Source organism: Parabacteroides sp. AF18-52 (genome assembly GCF_003479145.1).
GTDB classification, from domain to species: Bacteria; Bacteroidota; Bacteroidia; order Bacteroidales; family Tannerellaceae; genus Parabacteroides; species Parabacteroides faecis.
Genome location: NZ_QUGR01000005.1, coordinates 1 through 13,549, shown reverse-complemented (window position 1 = coordinate 13,549; position 13,549 = coordinate 1). Strand labels below are relative to the sequence as shown.

Genomic DNA, 13,549 nt, shown 5'->3' with positions numbered 1-13,549 from the left:
ATAAAGTTGTTTGTGGGAACGACCTTAAATCGAAGTAATAATTAATCGATATGAAAACTCTTTTTAGAAACTTTATCAGTGTGCTTCGCCGTTTTAAAATGGCGACACTTCTGAATGTGTTAGGATTAAGCATCGCTTTTACCGCTTTTATGGTGATCATGATGCAGGTAAATTACGACAACAATTTCGATTCCTGCCAGCCGGAAGCCAATTCGATCTATCGGATGGATATGGATTTTCAAGGTAGCATGAGTGCTGTTATCAGCCGTCCTTTTGCAAGAGGATTTACAGAATCATCCCCGCATGTAAAAGCCGGAATGATTATGTCTTCCTGGAATTCCGAGTTGTTTTATAGTGTAGATCGGGGAGGAGAAAGACAGAACTTCAAGGATCCCATTGTAAATGCAACATCCGGGATTACCCGTGTTTTTCATTTTGATATGGTGGAAGGGAACGAGACTGCCCTGGATCAGCCGGAAACAGCTATGATCCCAGAGAGTATGGCACGCCGCCTTTTCGGAAATGAATCGGCCATAGGTAAACGTCTGATGAGTGTGGAATCCGAAAATACACTGGCTACGATTAGCGGTGTCTTTAAAGACTTCCCCCGTAACTCGTCTGTCCGGAATATAATTTACCGGCAAATGTCCGATAAAGAAAATTACAATGAGTACGGCAACCAGAATTATTTCTTTTTCTTCCGTCTGGATGATCCTTCCAACATAGAAGTTGTCAAAGAAAACTTCAAAAAGAATTTCGATGCCTCCCAGCAATTCGGAAAAGATTTCAAGTGGGAGAAAGACGGCATCGAGCTGATGATGACACCGCTGCCTAAGTTACATTTCCTGACGAATGTCTCTTTCGATTCCATGCCGAAAGCCAGCCGGCAGACGATGCATGTACTGTTTGCGATCGCTTTTGTCATCCTATTGATAGCCGGTATTAACTTTACTAATTTCAGTACTGCTCTGACCCCGATGCGTATCAAGAGTATCAATACGCAGAAAGTGTTGGGTAGTCCCGATAGCGTGCTCCGGACGAGCTTGTTGGGAGAAGCTGTCATTGTGAGTATCGTGGCTTATCTTATTTCGCTGGGTTTGTTATTTATTGCCGGGCAGACTTTTGTCGCATCTCTGGTAGATGCTGACATGTCTTTTTCGGCACAGTCGGGTATCATTATGACTACAGCTGCCATAGCTGTGGCGGTAGGTGTATTAGCGGGTATTTATCCGGCTTGTTATATCACTTCTTTCCCTCCGGCGTTGGTGTTGAAAGGCAGTTTTGGTTTGTCTCCGAAAGGGCGGGTACTTCGAAGTGCACTGATAAGTATCCAGTTTGTCGCTTCATTTATCCTGATCATCAGTTCTCTGTTCATGTATTTACAGAACCGGTATATGCAAAATACCCCCTTGGGATATGATAAAGACGAACTGATCGTGGTTGAATTGAACAGTAAAGTCAATAAAAACCAGGAAGTCCTGACCAGCGAGGTGAAGTCATTCTCGGGAATAGAAGATATCACTTATGCGGAACAGGTTCTGTCCAGCCGTGACTTTTATATGGGATGGGGACGTATGTACAAAGACCAGGATATCAATTTCCAGTGTATTCCTGTTTCTCCCTCTTTCCTGCGTGTCATGGGAATCGAGATAACAGACGGTCGTGATTTCCGCCCCGAAGATGATTTGAAAGAAAACGGGAGCTATATTTTTAATGAGAAAGCCCGGGAGATGTATAATCTAGAACTGGGAGAGAAGATCGATGGCGATGAGATCATCGGTTTCATTTCGAATGTCAAGTTCGCTTCTTTCCGTAATGAAGTGTCGCCGATGACTTTTTATGTATGGGGAAAGCACTATTGGGGACGGGAGGTCGACAGTAAATATTACGCAGCTGCCTATGTAAAAGTAAAGGCAGGCAGTGACTTGCGGGCGGCTATGAAACATGTGCGAGCCTGTTTAACAAAGATAGATCCGATTTATCCTTTCAAAACTACATTCTATGACGAGATCCTGCAGCAGACATACGAAAGGGAATTGAAGATCAGCAACCTGATCACTCTGTTCAGCGTTATTGCGATCTTTATCTCCATTGTCGGGGTATTTGGCCTGGTTGTATTCGAGAGCGAGTACCGCAGGAAAGAGGTGGCTGTCCGTAAAGTGTTGGGATCGTCTACCTCCCAGATACTGGTCATGTTCAACAGAAGCTACCTGATCATCCTTGCCGCTTGTTTTGTGCTGGCTACTCCGGTCGCTTTCTATGGTATGTACCGTTGGCTGGAAAACTTCGCTTATCGTACACCGATGTATTGGTGGGTATTCCTGCTGGCTTTTGTTATTATCTCTGTTATTACTTTCGTTACGGTCACTTTCCAGAACTGGCATGTAGCGAACTCCAATCCGGTTGAGAGCATAAAGTCTGAATAACACTGCTTCTTTTATTTGTTTCGATGTCTAATAATTATACATAAGTGTCTAATTATTAGACATTGTTTTTTAAGGGGTGATATGCAATCTTCTTATACACAGTCGGTTTTAGTTTTGGCATGTAATTTGAGTGATGGAAGTAAAACATCAACAATAATGAAAACAATACTAAGAAACTTTCTGAGTGTATTACGCCGGTTCAGGATGGCAACCTTTTTGAATGTGGCCGGACTGGCTGTAGCTTTTGCTGCTTTTATCGTCATTCTGATACAGGTGAATTACGAACGTAGCTTTGACCGGTGCCATCCGACAGCTGATCGGGTCTTTCGTATGGAACTGACGGAAGCAGGGACTTTTGGTCTGATCATGCCTCGGGCTTTTGTAGAGTCGGTTATCCAGTCATCACCCCATATTGAAGCAGGCACCCTGATTTATCCCTATAACCCGGCTATTTATTTTTCAGTAGTGGAGGACGGAAAGAAAGTCGGTTACCGGGAACTGGTACAAACCTGCCATCCGGATATAACCAAGGTTTTCGATTTTCCGATCATTGAAGGAGACCGTGATTGCCTGAATGATCCTGAGAAAGTGATTCTGCCGGAAAGCATAGCACGTAAGATGTTTGGTGACCAACCGGCTGTAGGAAAGGCGATTCATGCAGAAGAAGATGTGGAGTCGAAAGATAACCGCGAGTATACGGTTGGAGCGGTCTATAAGGATTTTCCCGGTAATACCCAGATGCGTAATCTGATCTATACGGCTATTGGTGAAACCTACCAGCGGGATAATTTTAAAGCTAGTAATTATGTTTGTTATCTGTTGTTGGATAATCCCGGATCGGTACAGACCGTAGTTGATAATTTCAATGCAAATTTTGACTTCTCCAAAATAAACAAAAAAGAGGATGTACACATCAGGCTGACTCCGTTGACAAGCGTTTATTATATGAATGAGAGTCAGGATGGCACGATTTTTCGTAGCGGAAATAAAGAGGTCTCTATATTATTGTTCTTTATTGCCTTGTTGATCATCGTTGTGGCTGGCATTAATTTCACGAATTTCAATACAGCGCTAACGCCGATGCGTATTAAAAGTATCAATACTCAGAAAGTACTGGGAAGTCCGGATAATGTATTACGCAGGGCACTGCTGATCGAAGCGGCTATAATCAGCCTGTTTGCATGGTTTGTCAGCCTGTTCATCGTTTATTTGCTCGGTTCTGCCGGGACACTGCCGTTTATCGAAGCAAATCTGAATATACCGGATAATCTACCGATCGTGTTACTGACGGGAGTAGTCGCGCTTGTTACGGGGATTATTGCAGGTCTATATCCTTCGTGGTATGTAACCTCTTTCCCTCCTGCTTTAGTCTTAAAAGGAAGTTTCGGTCTTTCTCCGTCTGGGAGAAAATTACGGACAGTATTGATCGGAGTTCAATATATCGTTTCCATACTGTTGATAACCGGGGCTTGTTTTGTCCGTTTACAGAATAGTTATATGCGTGACTATTCATTGGGGTTCGATAAGGACCAGATTGCTATTGTCAGTCTGAGTAGCGATATATATGTGAAGTCGCACGAAACATATGTCAACCGTCTGAAAGAGTTTTCCGGTATCGAAGATGTGGCGTTCTCTTTGGAAAAGGTGGGTTCGCAGGACGGATATAGCACGAATAGTTGTTCTATAAAGAATAATGACCTGCGGTTTTTCATGATCTTCGTTTCGGAAAACTTCCTTCGTGTCATGGGAATCCCGGTGGAGGAAGGACGTGATTTTTTTCCGGCAGATGAATTATCGGAGACTCCTTCGTATATCTTTAACCGTAATGCGAAACAGGCAGTAAGTATAGAAGCAGGCGATAAGCTGGAATCGTGGGCTTCCGGTACTATTGTAGGGCTAGTGGGTGATGTGAAGTTTACGTCCCTTCGAAAAGGAGAGAATAATATCGGTTTCGTGACCGGGATGCCATACCCGTTGACTGTTTCCTATATTCGTCTGAAAGCCGGTACAAACATCAATGACGCCGTATCCCATATTCGGAAAACAATGGCAGATATAGATCCTGCTTATCCGGTCGATATAGAATTCTATGATGCGGTATTCAACGAATTGTATCATAAGGAAGAAAATCTGCGCAGTCTGATTACCGTTTTCAGTCTACTGGCTATCATTATATCGCTGGTAGGAGTTTTTGGACTGGTTGTGTTCGACACCCAATACCGCCGGAAAGAGATCGGTATCCGCAAGGTACATGGTGCAACTATTCGTGAGATATTGGAGATGTTGAACCGTTCGTATATCTATATTGTCCTGCTATGTTTTGCATTGTCTGTGCCTCTCGCTTATTACGGCATTAGAAAATGGCTGGAAAGTTTTGCCTATAAAACTCCGATATATTGGTGGGTTTTTCTGCTGGCACTGGCGATCGTATTGGTAATAACCATTGGTACGGTGACTTTCCAAAGCTGGAGAACTGCCAGTACCAATCCCGTGAATAGTTTGAAATCGGAATAAAAATAGAAGGCTGAATAGCTGATATTTTACCGTACCCCGTTTCAATGTCTAATAATTTGACAATAGTGTCTAATTATTAGACATTGTTGTTTGATGGTTATGAGGCAATATATTGGTATATAATAGTTTAAAGTTTTGGCATGCATTTTGGATGGTGAAAAGTAAATACAAATAATATGAAAACAATATTAAGAAACTTTCTGAGTGTATTGCGGCGTTTCAAGATGGCGACCCTTTTGAACGTAGCTGGGTTGGCTGTTGCTTTTGCTGCCTTTATCGTTATTTTAATACAGGTGAACTATGAACGTAGTTTTGATCGTTGCCACCCGACTGCCGATCGGGTATATCGTCTTGAATTAACTCAGACAGGTACTTTTGGATTGATCCTGCCCCGTGCTTTTGTAGAGTCGGTCATCCAGTCGTCACCCCATATCGAAGCAGGTAGCCTGATCTATCCCTACAATCCTGCTGTCTATTTTTCTGTTGTGAAGAACGGGCAGAAGATCGGTTACCGGGAGTTGGTACAAACTTGTCATCCGGATATAGCCAAAGTTTTCGATTTCCCGATCATTGAAGGGGACCGCGATTGCCTGAATGATCCGGAAAAAGTAATCCTGCCTGAGAGTGTAGCCCGCAAGATGTTCGGTGACCAGCCGGCTGTGGGAAAAGCACTTCATGCGGAAGAAAGTGTACAATCGAAAGATAACCGCGAGTATACGGTAGGAGCAGTTTATAAGGATTTTCCCGGTAATACCCAGATGCGTAACCTGATCTATACAGCTATCGGTGAAACCTATCAACGAGATAATTTCGGAGCTAGTAATTATGTTTGCTATCTGTTACTGGATAATCCTGAATCAGCACAGACCGTAGTGGATAATTTCAATGCCAACTTTGACTTCTCCAAGATAGATAAAGGGGAGGATACACGTATCAAACTGACTGCGTTGACAAGTATCTATTATATGAATGAGAGCCAGGACGGAACGATCTTCCGAAGTGGAAATAAGGAAGTGACCATGTTGCTGTTCTTCATCGCTTTATTGATTATCATTGTGGCTGCTATCAACTTTACGAACTTCAGTACATCTCTGACGCCGATGCGTATCAAGAGTATCAATACCCAGAAAGTATTGGGTAGCCCGGATGCCGTATTGAGACGTGCCTTGCTGGTGGAAGCGGCTATCATCAGCATGGTTGCCTGGCTGTTGAGTTTGTTCGTTGTCTGGATATTGGGACGTACGGAAGCTTTGCCTTTCGTTGATGCAAACCTGGCAATAGTAAGTAATCTGCCTGTTATATTACTGACCGGAGTTGTTGCCTTGGTTACCGGTATCGTTGCCGGATTGTATCCGTCATGGTATGTGACCTCTTTCCCTCCGGCATTGGTACTGAAAGGTAGTTTCGGACTTTCACCTTCCGGGCGTAAATTGCGTACTGTGCTGATAGGTATTCAGTTTGTCGTCTCTATCCTGCTGATTATCGGTGCCAGCTTTGTTCGCCTTCAAAACAATTATATGCGTGGATATTCTTTGGGATTCGATAAGGATCAGGTCGCTATTGTCCGTTTGAGCGGGGAGATATACAATAAATCGCATGAGACGTATGTGAACCGCCTGAAAGAATATTCGGGTATCGAAGATGTGGCTTTCGCCATGGAAAAAGTAGGTTCGAAGGATGGTTACAGCACCAATGGCGGTTATATAAAGGAAAAGGAGTTTCAGTTCTTTATGATAGCCGTATCACAGAATTTCCTGCGTGTCATGGGTATTCCGGTAGAGGAAGGGCGTGATTTCTCGCCAGTAGACAAACTGTCGGAAGATTTTGTGTATATCTTTAACCATGCGGCTAAGATGGAAATGAACATGGAAGCCGGTGATCAGGTAACATCGTGGAAAACAGGTCGTATTGTAGGTCTGACCGGTGATGTGAAGTTTACTTCACTCCGTAGCGGAGAGAATAATATTGCTTTTGTGACAGGTAATATACCTTTTCCTATGACTGTTTCTTATATCCGCCTGAAAGCCGGAACAGATATACGCGGTGCTGTTTCCCATATCCGTAATACGATGGCAGATATAGACCCGTCTTATCCGTATGATATCGAGTTTTATGACGAGATATTTAACCAACTGTATCATAAGGAAGAGAACTTGCGTAGCCTGATTACGGTGTTCAGTATACTGGCTATTATTATATCGCTTGTAGGTGTCTTTGGGTTGGTTGTATTTGAAACCCAATACCGCCGGAAAGAGATCGGTGTCCGCAAAGTGCATGGTGCGACGAATATGGAAATATTGGAGATGCTGAACCGTTCGTATGTTTATATTGTCCTGATCTGTTTTGCACTGGCTGCCCCGGTAGGATATTATGGCATTAAAAAGTGGTTGGAAAGCTTTGCCTATAAAACACCGATGTATTGGTGGGTATATTTGTTGGCCTTGCTGATCGTATTGGTTATTACTATCGGTACCGTCACTTTCCAGAGTTGGAGGGCATCCAATGCCAATCCGGTAGATAGTTTGAAATCGGAATAATGATTATGACCCTATCCTTTCCCGGATAGGGTTTTTATTTTCCTGGTTGTTCCTGCTCCATTCCCTGAAGGTTTGTCCGGATAGTTGTTTGAATGTGCGGCTGAAACTGGAGGCGTGTGTAAAACCTACTTTTTCTGCAATCTGTTCCTGTGTCAGTTCCGGGTGGGAGTGAGCCAGTATTTTTGCATATTCTATCCGTTTCAGGTTGATATAATCAGAGAAGCTGCACTGATATTCCTGATTGATCAGTCTGGAAATATAGGTACGGTTTGTACTGAGCATCCGGGCAATCTTTTCTATATGCAGATTATTTTGCAGAAATATCTGCTCTTCATCGATCAGTCTGTTGAAATGGGGAAGAAGTTTATAATGAGCTTTCGTGGTGATTTCCCTTTTATCTGTTTCATCTGTCTTTTCGTTACAGGACTGTTCTGCATCATAAAACGAAACAGTCTGCTTTTTATGATGTATTTTATAACCTGTATAATAGAGAAACCCCGCCCAGATAAGCAATAATATAGCTTCTGTAATAGGATTGCCTACGAAAATGATACGTTCACCTGCTGTGGCTATAAAAGCATTCAATATGATCAGCAATGCATACAGTATCCATATTTTGCATGAATATACATTCCCTTTTCTGCCGCAGAATAAAGTCAATGCCCAGAAAAGGCTGGCAGAGAAAGGTAACAGCAATATGAAATATTGTAGTATGCGCATGATGTATACGAATTGAAAATAGATTATTCTTTCAATTTTTCTATATATTCGGTAGGAGACATTTTTTCGATGCTTGAAAAGTAACGGTAAAAGCTTGAACGTGAGGTGAAACCACTTTTAAACATTAGTTCTTTTACGGTACTATCTTTATGCAATGCCGCCTGTTCCTTGAAATACTGGAGGCGGATAAAGTTGATATATTCCCTGAATCCGGAGAAACCGTTGTAACGCAGTACATTTGTAAGTCTGTGCTCGTTGGTGTTCATCTCTCCCAGTAAATCGGACAAAGAGTATTCCGGATTTATAAACGGCTTTTGTTCTTTCATCAGGCTCTGTAGCTGATTGTTCAACTCCAGCACAGTAACAGAGGCTTCCATTTCCCGGACAACTTCGGCATTTTCCGATTTCAGTTGTTCCGCCGGGTTAGGAGGGAGCGACAACGGGTTCTCATTGCGCAGGTAAAGCCTGTTCAGATAGATCATCGGTACGATGACCAGATAACCGAATATGTTGAAACTCAGACCGGAAGTTCCCAGCATCAACCATATATATCCTGACATAATGAGTCCGAAGCAGCTCATATAAATAACCGTAGAATGATTTTGTTTACGGCGGTAGGGTATCCAACGTTTAAAGAACAGGAACAGAAAGTTTACGGAAGGAGTAATGACACTGACAATAAAAAGGAATATTCTCAGGATTACATCCTGTTTATCAATATGTTTTATAATATCCGAAAAAGACCTTAGTTTCGTATATTGACCGTTGAAAAGCTCATAACAACAAGCGATACATGTAATGAGTATGATCGGAATACAAAAGTTCGTGATACGGGACAATGTCAGCCATCCGGGTTTCAGCGAGGCCAGGGGGAACAGGGAGAAGAACTGGAAGAATATAACTGTACGCACAATATGCCATAAAGATAGATGATCAAGTAAAAGGATTGCACGGTCCGGCAATCCTTTACCTCCTTTCCCATATAAATAGACCCATTCAGTATTGTCCAGCAACAAGAGTATAGACAAAGTGATGGCGAGAAATCCCCATGCTCTTTGTAGCTTGTTGTCGGAAGAACGTATCAGGACAATTGTGCCCATGACAAGCCCTATTGCATCAAGAGATAATTCGGTGCATAATACATGAATATTAACCATTTTCGTTCTTTTGTCTTAAGTGGGCAAAGATAATTTATCCATAAAGAAAAGGCTGTTTAAGCTTGTTTCAAACATGTCCCATTCTGGCGAACCTCGATGAAATGGGACGTTTTTGAGGGATATTTTCAGATATACCTCCTTTATTTTGTCATTTATCGACTATGGATGCGACCGTCGTACCGCCTGTAACCTTCACGGCTGTCCGCAACATATCCAGCGGACGGCCGGTTTCTAAGTTGTTCCGATATAGATAAGGATCGTTTTTCCTCCCGGGCGGGAGAACTTTTTTGATATCGTTCCATCCTATGATCATTCCCGGAAGTATCTGCAAATAAAATGGGAATGTAAAAGTCTTCTTTTTTGCCATGTTGTTCTGTTGTCGGTTCTGTTGGTTCAAATCCTGTTTTTCTGCCGGATATGGTCGGATAGATATCCGGGATTGGTTACAAAGAAAATAGTCTTTGTTCAGATATACAAATCATTAACATAATCATGAGCATTATTAAAGGTAGTTCCGTTTTGTACATTTTTATTGGGAATTTGTTCCCTCTTCCCATTTTTTCTGTCGTCCGGTCATAGAGGCGGAGCGGATAGATATTCGTAATATTGCAGTGGAAAATACTAAACAAAAGCGGAATGAATAACCTTGAAAAATCCAGGCACAGAAAGCCTGTTCTAAGTACTTTGATTTTGTGGCTCTCTGTGCTGACGGTAAGTGCACAGACAACCACCTTGCACCCGGTTGCTTCCAACGATTGCGGCGTGGACGGCAAACAGCCGTTTCTGGTGAAAGGAGATAATTATACGATGCCTGATGAGATAGGCGGAAGCGTGACTGCCCGGACATGTAATTTCGGCGGAACCGTTATTTATGCTTTCGACCGGATGGATATTCAGGCCGATTATCAATTGGAGGTCGTTTATCTCTCTGACAGTGAGCGCCGGCAGCGGATCGTTGCCGATGGAAACGAGGTACAGTCTCCTGTCGTGTTGGAAAAAGGGAAAGAACAACGTTACCGTATCGACCTGCCGAAAAAGGCATTTGCTTACGGGCAGCTGGTATTGGTCTTTGAAGTATTGAAAGGACCGAATGCATTGGTATCGGAACTGAACCTGTATTCTTCTAACCCGAAGAAACCGGTTCCGTTCGAGGGCGATCAGAAACTGGCATTGTCACATACGCAGAGTTATCAGGTCGATACGACGGTGAATGCGGAAGAACATTTGCCGGTTTATACAGCTATCCCTTACAGTGTGCCGGGCGTATATGATCCGGTTCTCTCGCTGAACGGTACCTGGCAATTCAACCCTTCACCGGAAGCCGGTTTTCAGAACCGGGAGGCAGAGGCTGGCGGATGGTATCCGATCATCGTACCGGGCCAGTGGTCGATGCAAGGATTTAAAGTCGATTCTGCCGGATTCGGCGGATACCTGACTACATTTACTTTACCGGCTGACTGGAAAGGTAAACAGGTTAAATTACGTTTCGACGGTGTATCCAGCGAATGTACCGTTTGGCTGAACGGAAAAGAGATTGGGACCCATATGGGAGGTATGACTGCGTTTGAACTGGATGCTACACCGGCATTGCAACCGGGCGTGAACAGATTAGCACTGAAAGTCCGTAGCGAATCGCTGGCCGATATGCTGGGTAGCCTGACGCAGTATGCCGCTCACCAGCTCGGAGGTATCACCCGTAAAGTAACGCTTTTTGCCGTTCCCGATGTGCATATCTCGGATATACGCATTGTGACGGACCTGGACGAAAAATATAAAGATGCCGACTTAAAAGTCTACCTGGCAGTAACGAACTCCGGGAAAGAAACAGAAAAGAATATCGCTGCCCGTCTCTCTATTGCCGGACTGCCGGTTGTGCTGGACCGGCAGATTCCTTCATTGGCTCCTGGCGAGACATGGAACGGATGGCTGACCGGAACAGTGCGTGATCCGCAAAAATGGGATAACGAACATCCTTATTTATATACGATGAAGATAGAATTGGAAAATGGCGACCATACGGCAGAACAGATCGAGAAACGCTTCGGTTTCCGCGAAGTACAGATAGAGGGAAACCGTCTGCTGGTAAACGGAAAACCGGTGAAACTGAGAGGTGTCTGCCGCCATGAAGCACATCCGCTTACAGGCCGTGTCATGACACCCGAACTGGAACGGAAAGATGTCGAATTATACCGGGCGGCAAACTGTAACTTTATCCGTACATCGCATTACCCTCCCTGTGAAGAGTTGCTTCAGGTCTGTGACGAACTGGGTATGTTCGTCGAGGTGGAGGCGCCTGTCTGCTGGATCGGCCATCATGCCAATGAGAACTGGAAAACACTCGATTATCAGGATAGCAAATACTATCCGTATGTCTTACAGGCAAATATGGAGACAATCCATTTTTACCGGAATCATCCTTCTGTGATCTTCTGGTCGATTGCGAATGAATCTTACTGGAACAAGGAATTTGCCCAGGTGGAAGTCTATGTGAAAAAAGCCGATCCGACACGTCCGCATACGTTCCATGATCAGGCATACGGCGGTTTCAACAACCAGGGAAGCACGGCCCCGATAACAAATATCCATTATCCGGGACCGGACGGATATAAGGTTGCTGCCAAAAGCGAACGTCCGATGGTGTATGGCGAGTACTGCCACCTGAATGTATATAACCGGAGTGAATTGGTAACGGATCCGGGTGTACGCAGCGACTGGGCGCTGGCTTTGTCTCCTACATGGGATAATATGTATAAGACGGACGGTGTGCTGGGTGGCTCTATCTGGTCGGGTATAGACGATATTTTCCAGATGCCGAACGGAGATGCGGTCGGTTATGGTCCTTGGGGGCCGATCGACGGATGGCGTCGCCCGAAGCCGGAATATTGGGATATGAAGAAGATATACAGTCCTGTCCGGGTACATACTGCTCAGTTGTCTCCGGCAAAGGAACTGACTGTAGCATTAGAAAACAGATATACTTATACGGATTTCAGTGAGTTGCAGATCCATTGGAAATACGGGGAGGAGCAGGGTATCTCTTTTGCTTCGATCCGGCCGGGAGAGAACGGTCAGATACGTATCCCGATCGAAAATCCGGATAAGGCGAACGAACTTTATCTGTCATTCACCGATCCGCGCGGTTTTGTAGCCGACGAATATATCATTCCGGTCGGCAAACAGGTCCAGAACGAATTACTTGAACTGCAACCGGTAGCTACTCAGCTGAAGAAAACAAATGACGTTTATCGTATTACAGGTAAAAACTTTTCCTGTGAGGTGAGCCGTACGACCGGACAGATCCTGTCATTGAAGCAGGGAAAACAGGAAGTCCTGAACGGCGGTCCGTGGCTGATGGCATTGCCTTTGAACGGCGGTGGCTGTTATCCGAATCATAATGCGAACACACCGTTGTTTAATGATATCTGTACCGAATGGAAACCGGCGGAGATCGATGCAATCAAAGACGGAGACGATGTGATCGTTAGCGTAAAAGGAAGCTATAAAGAGTTTGAAGGAAGTTATAAGCTGATTATCAATGCAGGAGGAAAACTGTCCGTGAGCTATTCTTTCGATGCGCTGGCAGACGTGAATCCCCGTCAGTGGGGACTGGTTTTTGAGGCTCCGGCTACGTTCGATAAAACGTTTTGGCGTCGTGACGGTTTGTGGAGCGTTTATCCCGACGATCATATCAGCCGTCCGGTAGGTGAGGCGGAGCTGTTCTACTCCGGTTTGCCTTCTCATCTGAATCCCCGTGTAGAACCGAGCTGGTCATGGAGCTTGGATTATAATGAGTTGGGAAGTAACGATTTCCGTTCTACGCGTCGGAACATCTGGTATGCGGGTCTTACAGACCATGCAGGGAATAAGGTGACAGCTGTTTCCGATGGAAAGCAACACTGGCGTTCGTGGTTAGAGAAGGATCGTATCCGTTTCCTGGTTGCAGATTTCGTAACGGCAGGAAATGAAATGTTCCTGGGCAGTTATTATGCCCCGTTCAGGAAGCCGTTAAAGAAGGGAGATACGATTGGCGGAACAGTGATGTTGTATGTAGAATAAATTCAATTATAGAAAGGGAGTCTTTTTCTATTTATATATATGCTAAATAGAAAAAGACCCCATACTAATTCAATTTACCCTATGTCCTGTCCTGAAATAAGTTGACAGTCTTGAAAAAAAATAAGTTTCAAAAAGGACT

7 protein-coding genes are annotated in these 13,549 nt (G+C 44.1%); 4 read left to right on the top strand and 3 right to left on the bottom strand.

What is annotated here, in order from left to right:
• Positions 1 to 50 precede the first annotated feature (50 nt).
• The 3 genes from DWX23_RS10250 to DWX23_RS10240 all read left to right on the top strand — a co-directional run bounded on the left by DWX23_RS10250 (position 51) and on the right by DWX23_RS10240 (position 7,477).
• Positions 51 to 2,426, top strand: coding sequence for an ABC transporter permease (locus DWX23_RS10250; RefSeq protein ID WP_122351545.1), 2,376 nt, complete (start codon positions 51 to 53; stop codon positions 2,424 to 2,426).
• Between the two features lie 156 nt (positions 2,427 to 2,582).
• Positions 2,583 to 4,940 (top strand): ABC transporter permease, encoded by a 2,358-nt coding sequence (locus tag DWX23_RS10245; RefSeq protein ID WP_122374433.1) that lies wholly within the window; start codon positions 2,583 to 2,585, stop codon positions 4,938 to 4,940.
• A gap of 176 nt (positions 4,941 to 5,116) precedes the next feature.
• A complete protein-coding gene (locus DWX23_RS10240) occupies positions 5,117 to 7,477 on the top strand; it encodes an ABC transporter permease (RefSeq protein WP_122374432.1) in 2,361 nt (786 codons plus the stop codon).
• A gap of 3 nt (positions 7,478 to 7,480) precedes the next feature.
• On the opposite strand, the gene DWX23_RS10235 is transcribed toward DWX23_RS10240, so the two are convergent.
• The 3 genes from DWX23_RS10235 to DWX23_RS10225 form a co-directional block, all read right to left on the bottom strand.
• Positions 7,481 to 8,197 (bottom strand): AraC family transcriptional regulator, encoded by a 717-nt coding sequence (locus DWX23_RS10235; protein WP_122374431.1) that lies wholly within the window; start codon positions 8,195 to 8,197, stop codon positions 7,481 to 7,483.
• 23 nt (positions 8,198 to 8,220) lie between these two features.
• Positions 8,221 to 9,297, bottom strand: a complete 1,077-nt coding sequence (locus tag DWX23_RS10230; RefSeq protein WP_233587575.1) for an AraC family transcriptional regulator — start codon at positions 9,295 to 9,297, stop codon at positions 8,221 to 8,223.
• Positions 9,298 to 9,502: 205 nt separating this feature from the next.
• Entirely contained in the window at positions 9,503 to 9,721 is a 219-nt protein-coding gene (locus tag DWX23_RS10225; protein WP_122374430.1) for a hypothetical protein, read from the bottom strand.
• Positions 9,722 to 9,990: 269 nt separating this feature from the next.
• Between DWX23_RS10225 and DWX23_RS10220 the strand changes: the two genes are divergently transcribed.
• The gene (locus tag DWX23_RS10220) at positions 9,991 to 13,410 is read left to right on the top strand and encodes a glycoside hydrolase family 2 protein (RefSeq protein WP_122374429.1); all 3,420 of its coding nucleotides are present in this window, start codon (positions 9,991 to 9,993) and stop codon (positions 13,408 to 13,410) included.
• Positions 13,411 to 13,549: the final 139 nt, after the last annotated feature.

Bases quoted from the DNA above. Each gene is read 5' to 3' on its own strand.
- DWX23_RS10250 (WP_122351545.1), top strand. From the start codon at position 51: ATGAAAACTCTTTTTAGAAACTTTATCAGTGTGCTTCGCCGTTTTAAA.
- DWX23_RS10245 (WP_122374433.1), top strand. From the start codon at position 2,583: ATGAAAACAATACTAAGAAACTTTCTGAGTGTATTACGCCGGTTCAGG.
- DWX23_RS10240 (WP_122374432.1), top strand. From the start codon at position 5,117: ATGAAAACAATATTAAGAAACTTTCTGAGTGTATTGCGGCGTTTCAAG.
- DWX23_RS10235 (WP_122374431.1), bottom strand. From the start codon at position 8,197: ATGCGCATACTACAATATTTCATATTGCTGTTACCTTTCTCTGCCAGC.
- DWX23_RS10230 (WP_233587575.1), bottom strand. From the start codon at position 9,297: ATGGGCACAATTGTCCTGATACGTTCTTCCGACAACAAGCTACAAAGA.
- DWX23_RS10225 (WP_122374430.1), bottom strand. From the start codon at position 9,721: ATGGCAAAAAAGAAGACTTTTACATTCCCATTTTATTTGCAGATACTT.
- DWX23_RS10220 (WP_122374429.1), top strand. From the start codon at position 9,991: ATGAATAACCTTGAAAAATCCAGGCACAGAAAGCCTGTTCTAAGTACT.